General features: G+C 40.0%; 15 protein-coding genes. 9 read left to right on the forward strand and 6 right to left on the reverse strand.

Going from position 1 to position 17975, the window contains the following annotated elements; genetic code table 11:
* Window positions 1–140: 140 nt before the first annotated feature.
* On the reverse strand, window positions 141–2321 hold the full coding sequence (locus ACM0OY_RS08300; RefSeq protein WP_414568389.1) for a response regulator: 2181 nt from the start codon (window positions 2319–2321) through the stop codon (window positions 141–143).
* A gap of 4 nt (window positions 2322–2325) precedes the next feature.
* The gene (locus tag ACM0OY_RS08305; protein ID WP_414568390.1) at window positions 2326–2898 is read right to left on the reverse strand and encodes a chemotaxis protein CheB; all 573 of its coding nucleotides are present in this window, start codon (window positions 2896–2898) and stop codon (window positions 2326–2328) included.
* Between the two features lie 699 nt (window positions 2899–3597).
* Here ACM0OY_RS08305 and ACM0OY_RS08310 point away from each other — a divergent pair.
* The 5 genes from ACM0OY_RS08310 to ACM0OY_RS08330 all read left to right on the forward strand — a co-directional run bounded on the left by ACM0OY_RS08310 (window position 3598) and on the right by ACM0OY_RS08330 (window position 8403).
* Window positions 3598–4098 (forward strand): DUF2231 domain-containing protein, encoded by a 501-nt coding sequence (locus ACM0OY_RS08310; RefSeq protein ID WP_414568391.1) that lies wholly within the window; start codon window positions 3598–3600, stop codon window positions 4096–4098.
* Window positions 4095–4712: a DUF2231 domain-containing protein gene (locus tag ACM0OY_RS08315; RefSeq protein WP_414568392.1), complete on the forward strand. Its 618-nt coding sequence runs from the start codon at window positions 4095–4097 to the stop codon at window positions 4710–4712. Before ACM0OY_RS08310 ends, ACM0OY_RS08315 begins: the two co-directional genes overlap by 4 nt.
* A gap of 99 nt (window positions 4713–4811) precedes the next feature.
* Window positions 4812–5774: a cytochrome c oxidase subunit II gene (locus tag ACM0OY_RS08320; protein WP_414568477.1), complete on the forward strand. Its 963-nt coding sequence runs from the start codon at window positions 4812–4814 to the stop codon at window positions 5772–5774.
* Between the two features lie 113 nt (window positions 5775–5887).
* The gene (gene ctaD, locus ACM0OY_RS08325; protein WP_414568393.1) at window positions 5888–7549 is read left to right on the forward strand and encodes a cytochrome c oxidase subunit I; all 1662 of its coding nucleotides are present in this window, start codon (window positions 5888–5890) and stop codon (window positions 7547–7549) included.
* A 251-nt stretch (window positions 7550–7800) separates the two neighbouring features.
* Window positions 7801–8403 carry a cytochrome c oxidase subunit 3 gene (locus tag ACM0OY_RS08330; RefSeq protein WP_414568394.1) on the forward strand — a complete coding sequence of 201 codons (603 nt, stop codon included), beginning with the start codon at window positions 7801–7803 and terminating at the stop codon, window positions 8401–8403.
* Between the two features lie 138 nt (window positions 8404–8541).
* On the opposite strand, the gene ACM0OY_RS08335 is transcribed toward ACM0OY_RS08330, so the two are convergent.
* Window positions 8542–9210, reverse strand: coding sequence for a hypothetical protein (locus tag ACM0OY_RS08335; protein ID WP_414568395.1), 669 nt, complete (start codon window positions 9208–9210; stop codon window positions 8542–8544).
* A 535-nt stretch (window positions 9211–9745) separates the two neighbouring features.
* Between ACM0OY_RS08335 and ACM0OY_RS08340 the strand changes: the two genes are divergently transcribed.
* The 3 genes from ACM0OY_RS08340 to ACM0OY_RS08350 all read left to right on the forward strand — a co-directional run bounded on the left by ACM0OY_RS08340 (window position 9746) and on the right by ACM0OY_RS08350 (window position 13352).
* Entirely contained in the window at window positions 9746–10660 is a 915-nt protein-coding gene (locus ACM0OY_RS08340; RefSeq protein WP_414568478.1) for an FTR1 family iron permease, read from the forward strand.
* A 180-nt stretch (window positions 10661–10840) separates the two neighbouring features.
* Window positions 10841–11785: a 1-aminocyclopropane-1-carboxylate deaminase/D-cysteine desulfhydrase gene (locus ACM0OY_RS08345; protein ID WP_414568396.1), complete on the forward strand. Its 945-nt coding sequence runs from the start codon at window positions 10841–10843 to the stop codon at window positions 11783–11785.
* A gap of 172 nt (window positions 11786–11957) precedes the next feature.
* On the forward strand, window positions 11958–13352 hold the full coding sequence (locus tag ACM0OY_RS08350) for a DUF2079 domain-containing protein (protein ID WP_414568397.1): 1395 nt from the start codon (window positions 11958–11960) through the stop codon (window positions 13350–13352).
* Between the two features lie 80 nt (window positions 13353–13432).
* On the opposite strand, the gene ACM0OY_RS08355 is transcribed toward ACM0OY_RS08350, so the two are convergent.
* The 3 genes from ACM0OY_RS08355 to ACM0OY_RS08365 all read right to left on the reverse strand — a co-directional run bounded on the left by ACM0OY_RS08355 (window position 13433) and on the right by ACM0OY_RS08365 (window position 15405).
* Entirely contained in the window at window positions 13433–14089 is a 657-nt protein-coding gene (locus tag ACM0OY_RS08355) for a class I SAM-dependent methyltransferase (RefSeq protein ID WP_414568398.1), read from the reverse strand.
* Window positions 14090–14367: 278 nt separating this feature from the next.
* Entirely contained in the window at window positions 14368–14760 is a 393-nt protein-coding gene (locus tag ACM0OY_RS08360; protein WP_414568399.1) for a VanZ family protein, read from the reverse strand.
* Between the two features lie 384 nt (window positions 14761–15144).
* Complete coding sequence (locus ACM0OY_RS08365; RefSeq protein WP_414568400.1) at window positions 15145–15405, reverse strand: hypothetical protein; 261 nt, start codon at window positions 15403–15405, stop codon at window positions 15145–15147.
* 401 nt (window positions 15406–15806) lie between these two features.
* On the opposite strand from ACM0OY_RS08365, the gene ACM0OY_RS08370 reads away from it, so the two are divergent.
* Window positions 15807–17858 (forward strand): tetratricopeptide repeat protein, encoded by a 2052-nt coding sequence (locus tag ACM0OY_RS08370; protein ID WP_414568401.1) that lies wholly within the window; start codon window positions 15807–15809, stop codon window positions 17856–17858.
* Window positions 17859–17975: the final 117 nt, after the last annotated feature.

Genomic DNA, 17975 nt, shown 5'->3' on the forward strand with positions numbered 1-17975 from the left:
TTGAATACCTACACCCCTAAACCTCTATACCCTTGCACCCTTCCCTAAACCCTTGATTTTTCGTCTTGATGCGTAAGTCCTATAGTTTATTTCTCCCCCTGCCTCCCCTGCCTCCCCTGCTTCCTCTGCCCCAGTCCCCACTAACTGACCGGAACTTCCACAGGTAGTTTCAATACATTAACAACCACACCAATTAATTTAGTGGGGTCAATTGGTTTGGGTAGATGCTGTTGAAATCCGGCTGCAAGTGCTTGTAAGCGATCTTCGTCTCGTGTGTATGCAGTTAAAGCGATCGCGGGAATGCGTCCGCCTTTTTCTGGTTCTAAAGAACGCAGTTTACGAATCAGCGTATAACCATCTTGCTCTGACATACCGATGTCGCTAATCAGGATATCTGGTTTTGCTTGTTCTAGTACTGCTAGGGCTTCATCTACTGATGCCACCGCAGTGGCAACGGCCCCATAGTCCTCAAACATAAAACTGAGAAAGTTACGGGTATCGGCTTCATCATCTACAACTAAAACTTTTAATCCAGCTAGGGGAGTCGAGACCTCAGAGGAGGAAATTTCTCCTGCTTGTCTACTGCCTTTGTTACTCCTATTGTCTTGTAGCAATGGCAATCTGACAGTAAAGGTTGCTCCTTTTTCTGTGCCTGGACTTTCGGCAGAGATAGTGCCCTTATGTAGTTCCACTAAGTGACGGACGATCGCTAATCCTAGTCCTAGCCCATTGTGCGATCGTGTTGTAGTGCTGTCTGCTTGCCGGAAACGCTCAAATACTTTCGGTAAAAACTCTGGACTGATGCCAATGCCTGTATCGGTTACTTGAATTTGCGCGTATTGGAATTTTTTATTTTGGACTTCGGCCTCGCTCAGTCGAACGATTTGGCATTTTGGATTATTACTTTGATCGGTGTTTGAGGAGTTGGAATTTTCATCTTGAGATTCCAATCCTAAAGACGCTTTATTACTCCCTAAAGGAGGGGTATCGTTAATTGAATATCCAAAATAGGTAGATAGTATGACTTCTACCCTACCGCCTTTTTGTGTAAACTTAATGGCATTAGTTAATAGATTCCAAACAACTTGCTGTAAACGGGCTGGATCGCCATATACTGACCCGACAGAAGTATCTAAAACAGTATTTAATTGAATATCTTTTGCTTCTGCCAAGGGACGCACTGCCTCTAAAGCTGCTTCCATCACCGAGATCAAATTCACAGCACATATATTGAGTCGCAACTGACCACGGATAATCCTTGATACATCCAAGATATCCTCAATCAGTTGCATTTGAGATGTGGCGTTGCGTTCGATCGCCTCTAGGGCGCGGGAAGTAGCTTTATCATCAAGCTTCTTAGAACGGAGGATTTTTGACCACCCAAGCATCGAAGTTAGCGGTGTGCGGAGTTCGTGGGAGAGAACAGCAAGAAACTCATCTTTCATGCGATTTGCGGCTTCAGCTTCCTGTCTTGCCGTTTGTTCTCGAATTACTTGAGCGCGGACTTCTTCTGCTTGCTTGCGTTCAGTAATATCTTCGAGAGTGCCTACATACCCCAGTAATTCCCCTTGGCCCGAAAGCATCGGTGATGAGCGAACCTGAACCCAACGAACATTGCCATGAGCAGTTTGAAAGCGAAATTCTTCGGAGTAGTCGCGACCTTCATTAATATAGGCAGACCAACTAGTAACTGCTCGTTCTCTATCTTCAGGATGAACAGATTCCAGCCATCTTTTTTCTATGCTCTCTGCCGCTTTCATGCCACAGATTGTCTGATAACGCGGATTCGTGTACCGACAGCGCCCTTCTGTATCGATTTCAAAAATACCAACAGGCGAACAGGTACTCAAAGAACGAAATCTCTCTTCACTTTGCCTGAGTTCGGCATTAACAGCTACTAGCTGGGCTGCTTGTAGCTTGACAGCTTCTGTTTTCTTGAATAGTTCTGCGAATACTGTGACTTTAGAAGTTAAGATATTCGGGTCGAGGGGTTTGAGCAAATAATCCACTGCACCCAAGGCATAGCCTTTAAAAAGCATTTGGTCGCTGGTGCTGAAGGCGGTAAGAAAGATGATTGGCGTATGACGCGATCGCCCGCGATTGCGAATCAAAGTAGCAGTTTCAAAGCCATCCATCCCTGGCATTTGCACATCAAGCAAAATGACTGCAAAGTCCTGATGCAGCAGACACCTTAAAGCTTCTTCCCCAGAAGTAGCCCTCACCAGATTTTCACCCAGTTTTTCTAGGATTGCCTCTAGTGCAAGTAAATTTTCCAGCTTATCATCTACCAGGAGGATGTTTACTTTAGGTTCCATCTGCATGGGTTTATTTCCGTGATAAGTAACAAAGCTTGACCATTTGGTCAGCAATGTCTGAGAGTGTCAAAATCCAGTCTACTGCAACAGCAGAAATTGCTGCCTCTGGCATAATACAGCTCTCAGCGGTGGCAGGTTCTTGTACAATAGTGATTCCTCCCCGCGCTTTGATTTTTTTTAAGCCTTGCATACCATCGTGGTTGGCTCCTGTCAATATTATACCGATAACTTCATCACCATAGATATCAGCTGCCGACTCAAATAATACATCAATTGATGGTCGGGCATAGGAAACAGGCTCATCGGTAGAAAGAGCAAAGTGACCTGGTTCAACGAGCAAGTGATAATCTGCTGGAGCTAGGTAGATATGTCTTGGTAGAATTTCGTCTTTGTCTTCCACTTCTCGAATCGGCAAGGAAATCGATTCTTGTAATAGTTGCTGGAGTCCGCTGTTCGATTCTTTGTGACGGTGTTGCACGATCGCGATCGGTACTGAAAAATCCGCTGGCAACCTCTCCAAAACGATTTTCAGTGCCGATAATCCACCCAATGAAGTACCAATTACTACAATTTGAAATGACACTAATTTAGGCCTCATACCCGCCGAATATGGTTATAGAGCATAGGACATTGAGATGAGGCAGAGGGGCACAGGAGAAAGACAGCTAGAACTTCTTCCCTGCTTCTCTGCTCCTGTGCTCTCCATTCCCTACTTCTCCCACAACTATTGAAAATTATATATTTTTGTCATTTGCTTTACAAATAAATATTTTATAAATGTGAAATACTTTACATAAAAGTATTCCATTTATGTTTAATAATATTTTAATTCATGCAAAGTTAGATACATTAATCAAACGTTTTTTTTGCTAAATAAATAGATTTTTAAGTTTTATTTTTTATTCTTTTGACAATTCATAAAAATTTACTTAAGCTAAAAGATAGGTTAAGCAAATCAACAAACAGCAGCAACTTTGTTTAGCTACATTAACAATTGCTTTTGCAGAGTATCGGCATGAGTAAAGGAATCGTCAGCAAAAATATTGTCTGTAGGCAAATTCACCAGATTTGACCACAAAAAGCTAAGACATGATTAAACATATTGCACCGCGCAAATATTAAATCAGTGAACAGTTATCGAGGTTTTAAAAGGGTATTGATAACTAATAACTGTTGAACAGATTCCGGTCATTTCTGGATGGATACTTGTGGTGATGTTAGTGAGTGTCCATACAACTATGAAATTCGGTTCAAGTGCGGTAAATATGTCCAGGAGAACACGATGCTTGAGTATTTTACATCTTTGAATGACCACAATTTGCCGTATCCAGATACGATTCACCCCATCGTTGTCCACTTCGTAATTGCGATGGTGTTGTTTTCCTTTTTCTGCGATGTAGTTGGCTATTTTACTGGTAAAACTCGCCTGTTTGAGGTGAGTTGGTGGAATATGTTTGTCGCCACGATCGCCATTTTCGTTGCCATCATTTTTGGTCAGTTTGAAGCCGGTTTAGCACAACCCTATAGCCTAGCTAAATCGGTGCTGAATTTGCATACATTGATTGGTTGGTCACTTTCGGGAATCATCGCCGCGATTACAGCTTGGCGCTATGTGATTCGTACCCGTAACCCGCAAAAAGTACCGATTTATTATCTCGGAGCCGGACTAATTTTAACTTTAATAGTTGGCGTACAGGTATATCTCGGAGATCAACTTGTTTGGGTGTATGGACTGCATACAGTACCAGTTGTGGAAGCGGTAAAGGATGGTTTATTGCCATGAACTCAGAACTAATTGACCAATTGAACGCACAACTAGGTGCAAACGGACTACCTTATACAATTCCCATTCATCCCAACTTAGTCCACCTGACACTGGGTTTATTCATCATTGGCATAACCTTTGATATCGTTGGTGTTTTGTTCCCTTTCCAAAAATGGGTCTTCAAATTTTTGGGAATTACCGTCGAACGTGACAACTTCTTTGAAGTTGGCTGGTACAATATGTTCGCTTCCAGTATCATTACATTTTTTACGGTGGGAGCAGGTTTTTACGAAATGCTGCTGGCAACACCACCAGCTGATGTGAAGAGTGCCTGGGGATTGCAGGCAATGGAAACCATGATTTGGCATGGTGTAGGTGGTGTGTTCTTATTAGCAGTAATTGTTGTGATGACCATCTGGAGAGGATGGCAGCGCTTCGTTTGGAGCAAAGAAGAATATAGACAGACAGACAGACAAGTGCAATGGAGTTATTTACTCACAGGGGTAGCCGTCATGTTTCTGATGTACCTCCACGGCACACTGGGAGCGCAACTGGCTGCCGAGTTTGGCGTACACAACACAGCAGATAGGCTACTGCAACTAGGCCAAGACCTCAACAAAACACTCAAATAAGTCATTAGTCATTAGTCATTGGTCATTGGTCATTAGTCATTAGCCCAATGCCCCATGCCCAGTGCCCAATGCCCCATGCCCAACATCCAAATATTGACCATGAAAATCCAGAAGATTTTAAATATTTTGACGCTGCTTACAGGCGCGATCGCGGTGACTGCTACTAGTCTCTGGATCGGCAAACAGGCTTACTCTTGGCTTCCTCCGCAAGCAGCAGCCGAATCCCAACTAATTGATAATTTGATTAGTTTCTTAGTAACCCTTGGTAGCTTCATCTTCTTGGGAGTAACGAGTACTTTGATGTATTCTGTGATCTTCCATCGCGCAGTTAAGGATGACTTTACCGACGGCCCCGCAATTGAAGGTAATATCACCTTAGAAGTTGTATGGACAGCAATCCCAATTTTGTTGGTGTTTTGGATTGCAGGTTACAGCTACCAAGTCTATGAGCAAATGGGAATTCAAGGCCCGTCCCAATTAGTTCACCTGCATAATCCCTTGGGAATGGAATCAGCTTATGCAGTACCTAAAGAGGACAAGGGGGCAAGGGGACAAGGAGACAAGGAGAGTTCTTTGGCTGCATCAGGCTTAGAACCAGTAGAAAAAATTGACGTATTAGCCAAACAATGGGCTTGGGTTTTTCATTACCCAGAGAAAGATGTCACCAGTACTGAATTGCATTTACCGAGCGATCACCGGGTGCGTTTAGCGCTAAACTCACAAGACGTTCTGCACGGCTTTTACATTCCTGCATTTCGCCTCAAGCAGGATATTATTCCCAACCATGCGATCGACTTTGAATTTACTCCCGTCCGTCCCGGCCAATACCGATTGACAGATTCCCAATACAGCGGCACATATTTTGCAACCATGCAGGCAAATGTGGTTGTTGAATCTCCTGAAGATTACCATCAATGGCTATCTCAAGCCGCAACTCAAAAGCCATCTCCAGCCAAGAATCAAGCAGCTTCTGAGTATGCTCAAACATCCAATCAATCAGTCCAAACTGGTTGGGCTACAGTTACCCCTGCTGCACCTCCTCTAGTCAATTCTCCTGGTTGAAAAACGCCCTACCCACTACCAATCAAACAAACACCTTCTTTCCCCACTGTGTTGTACAGACGCGATTAATCGCGTCTCTACCCACTCTGCATTTCTTAAAAGGAAATTAACTCATGACTAATGTTCCTATTGACGGCATTAGTATCGTGGGTGAGAACTCTCACCATGAATCTCCAGGCGACTGGAAACGATACTTCAGCTTTAGCACTGACCATAAAGTTATTGGTATTCAGTATCTCGTTACCTCATTTTTCTTCTTTCTCGTCGGTGGTATCTTTGCAATGGTGATTCGGGGAGAACTGATGACACCCGAATCAGATTTAATAGATCGCACAGTCTACAATGGCATGTTTACCATGCACGGCACCGTAATGCTGTTTTTGTGGACATTTCCCTCACTGGTTGGTTTTGCCAACTATCTAGTGCCCTTGATGATTGGGGCGCGAGATATGGCATTTCCCCGCCTCAACGCCGTTGCTTTTTGGATGGTGCCAGTAGTCGGGATTCTCTTGATGAGCAGCTTCTTTATTCCTGGTGGCCCAGCCCAAGCAGGCTGGTGGGCTTATCCTCCGGTGAGTCTCCAGAATCCCACGGGAAACTTAATCAATGGTCAAGTCCTCTGGCTGCTAGCAGTGGCGGTATCCGGCGTATCTTCAATTATGGGGGCAGTGAACTTTGTCACCACAATTGTGAAGATGCGGGCCCCAGGTATGGGCTTCTTCCGGATGCCCTTGTTTGTCTGGGCAGTATTTAGCGCCCAAATCATTCAGCTATTTGGACTACCTGCACTTACAGCAGGTGCAGTAATGCTGCTACTCGACCTCACCGCAGGCACCGCCTTTTTCGATCCTGCCAGAGGCGGAAACCCAGTGATGTTCCAGCATTACTTTTGGTTCTACTCTCACCCCGCCGTTTACGTGATTATTTTGCCCGTCTTTGGCATTTTCTCGGAAATATTCCCAGTTTATTCGCGTAAACCCCTATTTGGTTACAAAGTAGTCGCTGTTTCATCCATCTTGATTGCCGTAGTTAGCGGTATCGTTTGGGTACACCACATGTATGTCAGCGGTACACCAGGTTGGATGCGCTTGATTTTCATGCTGACAACTATGTTTGTGTCTGTCCCCACAGGAATTAAAGTGTTTGCTTGGGTGGCAACTATTTGGGGCGGTAAGTTGCGGTTGAAAACCCCAATGCTGTTTGCCCTTGGTGGACTAGTAATGTTTGTTTTCGCCGGCATCACAGGGATTATGCTTTCCTCCGTGCCAGTGGATGTCCACGTTAACAATACCTACTTTGTAGTCGGACACTTCCACTACGTCCTCTACGGCACCGTGACGATGGGTTTGTATGCTGCCATTTATCACTGGTTCCCCAAAATGACCGGTCGGATGTACCACGAGGGCTGGGGCAAAATACACTTCTGGTTAGCCTTCATCGGCACTAACCTCAACTTTTTGCCCATGCATCCCTTAGGATTGCAAGGAATGTTACGCCGAGTTGCCTCCTACGCCCCAGAGTATACATCCTGGAATATCATCGCTAGCGTCGGCGGATTTCTCTTGGGAGTGTCCACCTTGCCCTTCATTTTCAACATGGTGATTTCTTGGATGCAAGGCGAGAAAGCACCCAATAACCCCCACCGGGCAATTGGACTAGAGTGGTTGGTTTCTTCACCACCTTCAGTAGAAAACTTTGAAGAGATTCCCATCATCATCTCTGAACCCTACGGCTACGGCAAATCTGAACCGCTGACAGCTAATCTCCCAGAATAACGCCAAATATTGGGAAGGCGCAGAAACCCGAATTTCTCACGCATAGGTGGGGAGGTGTGGGGAGTGTGGGGGGAAAGATTTCTTCCCCATCCTCCCACACACTCCCTGCTTGCCCCCCTCTCCTCCCACACCTCCCACACCTCCCACACCCCTGGATTTCTCACAAGTGAGAAATCCAGGAGAAACCCTCCGCGTACCTCTGCGCTTCCCTTTGCGTTTCAAACTCACCCCTCAAAAAGCCAACTTCACCAATGGACAGTTATATCAATTCCCACGAATTACACCACACAGAGGTAGAACATACCCACGATGAAGAAGGCAACAAAATGTTTGGCTTCATTGTCTTCCTACTCTCTGAAAGCGTAATTTTCCTAAGTTTTTTTGCAGGATATATCATCTACAAAACAACAACTCCTAACTGGCTACCTGTCGGTGTTTCTGGATTAGAAGTAAAAGAACCGGCAATCAATACAGTAGTTCTTGTTGCTAGTAGCTTTGTAATTTACTTAGCAGAACGCGCCCTTCAACGCCATGACTTAATGAAATTTCGCCTGTTTCTTTTAGCAACAATGGCGATGGGAACTTACTTTTTAGTTGGACAAGCAATTGAATGGAATGGCCTCGACTTTGGCTTCACCTCAGGGGTATTTGGTGGGACGTTCTATTTGCTCACAGGCTTCCACGGTTTGCATGTTCTCACCGGTATTCTGTTGCAGTTGATTATTTTAGTACGCTCTTTCATTCCTGGTAATTACGACACAGGTCACTTTGGCGTCAATGCAACTTCATTGTTTTGGCACTTCGTCGATGTTATCTGGATTATTTTGTTTGTCCTCATTTACGTTTGGCAGTAAATATTGATGAGGATATCTTGTGTGTAAATCCTATAGCAGTCCTATTTTTAGGAATTTTAAGTTACAAATCCTCGATTTCTTGGAGAAATCGGGGATTTTGTTTTTTATGAAGAATTTCAGCTTTTTTAGCTAGAAATATTATGGTTTTATAGGAGAAGGAGGAGCAGAAAATATGAGGATATTTGTCACATTACTAACGTAACGACCTCCAGCTTTATCGCCTGGAACTACTAAACGAGCAAATCCTTCATCTGTTAAAGGTACGACTTTGCCATCACTACCTTTTTTTGCAAATGCAACTAGCACTGTTTTCCCTGCAAAGTTAGGTTGAATTTCACCAATAGCTACGACTGCACCATAGCAATCTGTGGCATCAACTAGAACATATTGCCTGAGAAAAGAGTTTTTAGTATTCACTCCAGAATTACCAGTTTTTAGACCACCTCCGGCTTGCGGATTATTAATCAATTCCCATAGGGGAACTCCATAGTATGTTTCTGTTCGCGGGCCTGAGCCGGTTTGAAAGCTGACAGTGATTTCAGTAAGTAATGTTGGATTTTGGTTTTTTACAGCATTTCGTAAATTTCTCAGTTTTTGGAAGTTATAGGTAGTTGGATTCTTGACTTCTCCACCTAAGCGAAAACTTTGCGAAGAACCTCCAAGACACTTCTTTTTATTCCAAATAGATGGTGTTTTTTCTTGGCGATCGCTAGCAAGCCCACGATTTGATTCAGCTAAAGTAAGCTGCCATAAAAACAACATTGATAGTATTAAAGATGCAATGGGTATTTTGCGGCTAAAACGCATAAAACATTTCTCCGTTTCCTATTGAATATTCAAAAAATTACAAATGAATCAACAGCCAAAATTAGCTGCAAACCTCTTCTGAGATTTGCATTTTTTTGGATTCAGTGTATCTGTGCAATGTACTGAAGATAATACCAACTTATTGGGTAAATACCAAATAATATGGTAGTGAAACTCTAACAAAATTAATTTTTATTTCTTTTTAAAATAGTTAAGCTTAGTCTTGTATAGAAATTTTTTGTTGTGATTTGGCTGATGAATAGGTAAATATCAAGCTAATAAACTCAAGCTCTGGCGTAAATCCTGTTTTACTTATCAATTATTAATTCTGCTTTACTAATGTCTGTTTCATGTAAGCAAAGTGAAATAATACAGCTTATCTGGATTCGGTGAACTATAGTAAAACACACTGCAAGCGCGATCGCTGTTAGCATAACTTTGGCAGAAGCTTGTGAGAGGTTGTTTGAAAACTCAGCAAGTATACTCAAAACCTCTGGCTAAACCTCTGTTAGTGAAATTATTTAATGAACGTCCTATGAATTGGAGTGCTGCATTACCAACTTTTTTTATCACCTTAAGAGAAGGCGTTGAAGCTGCTTTAGTTGTGGGAATCGTCTTTGCGTGTTTACAGCAAGCTCAACAACAAAAATTGCAGCGTTGGGTTTACTTAGGAGTTCTGGCTGGTATCTTAGCAAGTTTTGTATTTGGTTTGCTAATTCATGTAGGATTACAAGGATTGCAAACATCTAAGCAACTCTATGCGCCTGTGTTCAAGCAACTTTTTGAAGTGGGATTAGGCGTAATTGCGATCGCCATGCTCAGTTGGATGCTAATTTGGATGACACGGCAAGCACGATTTCTCAAAGCTGAGATTGAAGGTTCTGTCAAAAGTGCCTTGGGCGAAAACGATAGCGCAGGTTGGGCGATTTTTAGCTTAATTTTTATTGCTGTGTTTCGTGAAGGGTTAGAAACAGCTTTGTTTATCGTCGCTAAGTTTCAAGAAGGTTTGACACCTGTTTTGGGTGCAATGGGAGGATTAGCGATCGCCGTTCTCATCGGTATGCTGCTGTTTAAATGGAGCATCCGGATTAATTTAAGCCGATTTTTCCAGGTGATGGGTGTGTTGCTGCTGCTGATTGTCTCCGGGTTGGTAATTTCTGTTCTGCGCCATGTTGATGCAGCGGCGATCGCTTTTAGCCAAATTAACCCTGAAGTCTTGGGACTTTGCGGACAAGGAAATACATCTTGTCTTTTAGGCCCCCAAGTTTGGGATTTCTCAACCATCTTACCTGACCGACAGTTTCCCGGTATTTTGCTGAAAACCTTATTTGGCTATACCCAAAAACTGTATTTACTTCAAGCTGTTGGCTATCTACTTTTTTGGATAATCGTAGGCGGTCTTTATTTCCGCAGTCTCAGCCAACCCAAACAATTAATTACTAATTCGTAATTCGTAATTCGTAATTATAGAAAAATACAGTTCAGCTAAGGATTTATTCCTTCTCTTTGCTTACTTGGCAATTTGTTTGAAAATTGACTTTTATAAAGAATTTTAGCCTTAACTGAACCGTATTGAATTCTATAATTTAATTACGAATTACGAATTACGAATTACGAATTATTCCGACCGATGTCCTTAATATTTATTCCTCCATCTGTACAACAAATCAACAGTAAAATTGCGCGTGAGGCTGGTGTTAATTTGTCTGTGCTACGTCTTGATGTTATGCACCCGTGGGTTAATGGCAATAAGTGGTTTAAGTTGAAATATAACCTTTTGGAAGCGAAGCAGAAAAATTTCACGAGGCTGCTTACCTTTGGCGGTGCTTATTCTAATCACATCTATGCAACCGCAGCCGCCGGCAATCTTTTGGGATTTCATACCATTGGCGTAATTCGTGGGGAGGAAAAATTACCGCTGAATCCAACGCTGAGTTTTGCTGTACAGCAAGGTATGGAACTTGTGTACCTCTCGCGCGAGATGTATCGACAACGCAACACGGCAGCGCTACATGAATATCTGCGACAGCGTTTCGGCGAGGTGTTTATCATTCCTGAGGGCGGTAATAATTTAAACGGTGTGCGCGGTTGCACAGAGATAATTAGTAAAGCGACGCCTACGGCTGGCTACGCCTACGCATTTGATTATATTTGCCTAGCCTGCGGTACCGCTACAACACTCGCTGGGATTACGCTTTCGTTGCATCAAGGACAAAAAGCGATCGGTTTTCCTGTATTGAAAAATGGAGCTTTTCTTGCACAAGAAATCGAAAGTTTGCTGATAAATTACCTCGCCTCTAACTTACCGACTCCATATAGTTCTCCTGCATCCTGGGAATTAATGTGTGATTATCACTTCGGCGGCTATGCAAAGGTAAATCAGGAGTTGCTACTGTTCAGCCAGCAGTTTAGGGAGGCGCACGGCGTACCTCTCGATTACGTGTATACTGCAAAAATGTTTTACGGAATGATGGATTTATTACAGCAAGGATTTTTTGATCCAGGTAAAAGTTTGTTGCTGCTACACACAGGTGGCTTACAAGGTAATGTTGGTATGGAAGAAAGGTTGCAATAAAAAAGTGGTTATTTTCCCACTCTTCTGTGCGTGAGACAAAAAATATTAATGTAAAAGCTTTGCTTTTTACAGCAAAACACAAGTAATTAAATTAAATTACAATATTAAATTGTACAAAAATTAAAGAGTTTTTCCCATTTATACTATTGATGTCTTTTTTAAAGTTATATAAATGAGAAATAAGTTATTTCTTAATTGGATAATTATAGCAAGTATCATAATATTGTTTACTTGTAGTGCAACCAGGCATGAACTATTTAAATCAACCGCTTTTGACTTAGGTATATTCGATCAAGCAATTTATTTAATTAGTATAGGGCAGCCTCCGATATCTTCTTATTTAAATTTTCATATTTTAGGAGATCATGCAGCTTTTATATTTTATCCTTTAGCTTTACTGTACAAAATATACCCCAGTGTTTACTGGCTATTTGCAATACAAGCCTTTGCTTTAGCTATAGCGGCTTTACCCCTATGGTATTTGAGTCTTCAAGCTGGATTAAAAGAGAATCAAGCACTTGCAATAGGAGTATCCTATCTGCTATATCCTTTAGTTTTTAATGTAAATTTATTTGATTTTCATCCAGAAGTAATAACTGTACCACTTTTTTTAGTAGCAGTCTTAACTGCTAGAAGTAACCGTATTTGGTGGTTCTGTATTAGCATATTCGTAGTACTTATATGTAAAGCAGTATTAAGTTTAACGGTTATTGCAATGGGAGTATGGTTATTACTTTTTGAAAAAAAGCGTTTATACGGAACAATTGCTATTATTACTGGTCTATTATGGTTGATAATATCTACTAAAATAGTTATACCTTTTTTTGGTACTGAAGCAGCTTCAGTAGAAAGACAATTAGTAAAATATTCTTATTTAGGAAGCTCCTTCTTAGAAGCATCGAAAACATTAGTTTTGAATCCCACAATTATATTAGAAAATATTTTCTCATTAGCTAATCTAGCATATTTAGCTTTATTAACAATACCATTAATCTGGGGGCTTTCTTTTCGAAGTTTAAAAATTTTGATAGCTGCTATTCCTTGCTTAGCCCTTAACATTTTAGCTGACTATTCAGCTCAGAAAGATTTAATACACCAATACTCTCTGCCGATCTTACCATTCTTAATGCTTACTGTTATCTCAACTCTTGCAGCAGGTAAAGGCTGGTTAAAATATAAAAAAGCAATTATATTGTGGTCTTTAATAACTTTTTTAGCTTTAGCAAAATTTACTTATTTTGGAGGAAGATATTTAAATTCTATAGATAATTGGCAAGCTACCAAACAAGCTATTGCACTAGTTACAACTAAAGGTAGCGTCTATACAACAATACAAATTTCTCCACATTTAAGTCAACGAAAGTTAATCCAAGTTGTTCATAATAATTCTTCCATAATTGATTTAAAAACTTTTAATTATATATTACTTAATGTACGCCATCCTGGTTTAGGGAGTTCTACAGAAATATGTGCTAAACTAGTCAATCAACTAAAAATCAATCAAAATTTTTATTTAAAATACCAACAAGATGATGTATATGTATTTATAAAAAAAATAATTAGTTAAATAAAACCATGAGATTAAATTTTATAGTTAACAAATCAAGAGTAAATTAAAAAATGTTAAAAAAGTGCTGAGTAAAAATATCATTTTGTCGCCACGCCGATAATATGAGGACTGACAATCGGCAATCCGACTTGAAAATGCTCATAATTGACGCTAGTAAAACCAGCCTTTTCTAAGGCAATGTCAATTTCTCTATCTGGATGACAATTATCAGCTAACGCTTTCCAAACCGGACTAATTGTATTTTGCATTTTTCGCAATAAAGTTCCTTGAGGTGCGGCGATGTGTTCAATAAATAACAAGCGTCCACCCGGTTTTAATACTCTTAAAATTGCCTGTAATGTATAGTTGATATTCGGCACTGAGCATAAAAGTAATGTAGTGACAACGGTATCAATGGTGTTATCTTCAACGTCTAGCCATTCAGCATTACCAAAGCGGATGTCGATGTTTAAGCCGAGTTGTTTAGCTTGTTTTTGGAGATAGGAATGCATCTGTATATCTGGCTCCATTCCTATTAAGTGGATATTTTGAGGATAGTAGGGTAAGTTAGAACCATCTCGCGGACTAATTTCTAATACTTTACCTTGGAGATTAGCAAAAAGTGAGCGTTTGCGATCGCCAATCAGTTTATCATATGTGCTACTACGTTGAGCCATCATCCAGGCAAAAAAACTTTTACCCAAATTGGCATAAATTTGATTTGGTAATTCTCCACAAATTTGGTTTCCACTCATCATCCACTTCCTAATTTTTGAGGCTATAAATTGGTTACCACTTAACCGTTTATAGCCTCAGTCTATGATATTTATCTTTGTCGTACTTCACCCATTCGACTCACCTGATTGGGTGATTTTCATGGTTTTAAATGGATATGGCTCACTACAGGCTACCACAAAGACACTAAAATCGTTGAGCCAGAATTGCAATTTTTGTACATATAGGATTCCTATTTTATTCCCTGAAAAATTAACTACAACTCAAACACTTTTCTTTCGGATTGCCTATTGCTTTATCAAATTTGAGTTTTTTGAGATTTGTTTAGATTTTGTCTTTCTGCTAACCAGGTGAATAACACAACACCGCACAAATCAGCTGCTAAGTCAACTAAATCAAAGCTGCGATGGGGTGTAAAGAATTGAAGTATTTCGTCAAGAATACAAAAAAAGATAACAATAAATGGTGTCAACGGCAGTGAAATGTTAAATATTTCAATCTTACGTTTGTTCAATGCTAAATGTCCCAAGTATGCAGCAATTCCTAGCAACAGAAAATGCATAATTGTATCGAAATACGGAAAACGCGGCATTTCAACGGGAATGATTTTTAAGTAGGCTGATATGGAAATGAACATTAAAATTCCAAAGTAAAACCAAAACGCAAAAACCCAATGCCGATTAGATTTCATTTTAATTATTTGAAACAGTACTGTCATAATTTAGAATCCAGAACTCAGAATTAATCAAACTCAGATACCCAAGTTCAATCAGCTTCAAAAACTCAAGCCATAGCAGACTAGATTTCCCAATCATTTTGATGGCTCCTGAATTCTGAATTCTTACATAATTATTACAAAGATAACAAAGAGCGTTCCGCAATTGGGAACGCTTGATTTTCGTAAATTATGTTAAGATAATGTGAATTTTGCGAATTTGAAAAAAGATTACAACATTCAACTTGATTAAACACAAAACAATAGTAGGGTGCGTTGTCACGCAGCGCAGCGCAGCGCAACGCACCCTACATGTACTTGAGACAATCCAAAATCCCAAATCTCAAATCTAAAATTGCATCACGCATGAAGGTTGGCTTGTTCTTGCAACCAGGGATCTACTGGTTGTCCATCTTTGCGGCGTAATTCAATTTCTACTACCATCACTTGTTTTGAACCAGGAGGTGCAGGTTTTTGATGGAAAACAATATCATAATCTAGTGGGTTGTGTTGGCGTTCTTTCAACCAGTCTTGCACTTTGGTTATGGCAAATAATGATTGTCCCTGCTCAAACATTCGGGTAATCTGCATTTGCAGTGTATAAGGATTGATACGACTCATTTCCTACCGCCTTTGTTAATTGAAGAAGAACTCAGAATTCAGAAATCAAAATTAAGAGTGTGGCAAATTTGAACTGGTGTGGTGTTTCACCGTTTATTTATCCGCCAGTCATACTCTAATAGACAAATGAATTTTAATGACTCAAGCCTTGATTCTATTTTGATAAATTTTAGCCAAAGTAATTTGCTTATCTTATATAGTAATTTGAAGACCTCAGCTTTAAGTAGATAATGTAAAAAATTAGATATTCCAAAAGAGGTAGCTACTGAGATATCAGCTGTGGCAGAATGAACTCAATGCCTATCCTTTAGTATATTTCACCAGATTACTACTTAATTTTGTTATAGATTGGAGAGAGGCACGCCGCTTCAAGGACTGACCAAAAGATTGAGATGGTTGTTATGAAGAGCAAAAATCAAGCTATTTTCGCTTTATTTGTAAAAAGCGCTATTATCTTTTCACCTTTACTACTATCTGCTAGTATTGCCAGTGGACAATCTGTACCATTAGCCAAACCAGCAACAACTCCTGCTGCGGTGTTATCAAATCAGGAACGCGAAGAATTAACGCGACTACGAGCTGAAAAGCAAGTTCAATCTGATTTGAAGAGTGCTTTTAGCCGTACAACTATTTTAATCAATATCTGGCTAGTTATATTAAGTTTATTTCCGCTGGCTATCATTGCTTTACTTTGGCTATTGCGACGAGCCATCATCCGTGAAATTGTTGAGCGAGCAATGCAACAATTAGAGGGAGTAGAAAACTTACAAAATCAGTTAATTACTGTTAAGCAAGATGCGGAAAATCTTATTCAAGCATCTAAAAAAATAAATTATGACTTAGAACAGGAAACTGCTGCTTTCCAAGAAAAAATTAGAAATCAAGCAGAAAATTTATCTCTTGTGACATCTGATATAGATTTGGTTAAAACACAGATATTAAATAGGTTAGAATCGGAAATTCAAAAATCTCAAGAAAATATAACATCTTTAGAGTCAAAATTTGCTTCTGCATTATCCAAGTTGGAGTTGGAGGCTCAAGAACAAAGAGATTTAGCACTGGAAAATCTCGGAAAATTATTATCTAGTTTATCCGAAGAACTGTCTAATTTAAAGTTGGGTATACAAGAACAGCAAGAATTAGCCGTTGCTGATTTAGAACTATCAAAATCTGAGTTCAGATCTCAACTTTCCGGCTGGCAATCTGATACTCAATATCAAAAGGATATAATTTTTGAGAATTTAACCAAGTTACAGTCAGAATTTGCTTCTCAATTATCTAATTTAGAAATAGATGTTCAACAGCAAAGAAATATCACATTTGAGAAATTAGATAATGAATTGAAGTCTCAAATATCTGAATTACAGGCAAATGCTCAAGAGCAAAAAAATAAAATTATTGAGAATTTAAGAGCATTGCAATCAGAATTTGCTGATCGCTTATCTCAATTAGAAGTAGAAGCTCAAAAATCTCAAGAGTTAATTATTGAGGATTTGCAAAAATCTGGTTATGAATTTAGTTCCCAATTCTCAGAATTACAATTGAATGCTCAACAACAAAAAATTCTGATTTTAGAGAAGCTAGAAAAATTAGAAACGGAGTTTGTCTCTCAGTTATCTGAGTTACAATTGGATGCCCAATACAGAAAAGATATCATTCTTCAAGAATTGATTGAGATGACATCTTCATCCATTCAAAAGGATGCAAGTTCTGAAGTTGAAACAAGAAAAGAAGAACAGCCACAACAACCGGAATTTACTGCTGAGGAGTATGTAAAGCAGGGAGATGCGCTGTTTTCCGAAAGACGTTATGAAGATGCGATCGCCACTTACAACCAAGCAGTTAAAATTCAACCTGATGACCCTGTTATTTGGCTAAAACACGGCTTAACTCTCGGAAGACTAAAACGTTTCAAAGATGCTATTGCCTCTTACGATCGAGCTATTCAGATACAACCAGATTATCATCAAGCTTGGTGCGATCGCGGTGTTGCTTTTGGTAATTTACAACAGCATCATCAAGCTTTTGCCTCATTTGATAAAGCTACACAAATCCAGCCTGACGATACAGTTGCTTGGTTAAATCGGAGTATTTCCCTAATAACATTAGAAAAATATGAAGATGCAATTCCATCTTTGGAAAAAGCCCTAGAATTACAACCAAATTCTCCGAAAATATTGGATAAATATGGTTATACCCTAGTCAGACTTGGACGCGATGACGAAGCGATCGCTAGTTTTAATAAAGCATTAGAAATTAAGCCAGATTATGCCAGCGCTTATTACAACAAAGCAGCCTGTTACGCACTCCAAAGACAAATCGAACTATCTCTAGTAACTCTGCAACAAGCAATTGAAATTAATCCCAGATATAAACAAGAAGCAGCAACTGACCTAGATTTTGATGATATCGCCAAAGACCAGCGATTTCAGCAATTAATTGCAAACATCTGACACAAGTCAATACTTGTCGGGTTTTGGGGAAAAGGGGAAGGGGAAAGGGGGAAAGAAAAAACCTTTAACCTTTACCCGGTTGGTGAGCTTGTCGAACCATTAACCTTTTCCCCAAAT

The sequence above is a fragment of the Nostoc sp. CCY 9925 genome (assembly GCF_963920935.1).
Lineage (GTDB): Bacteria > Cyanobacteriota > Cyanobacteriia > Cyanobacteriales > Nostocaceae > Nostoc.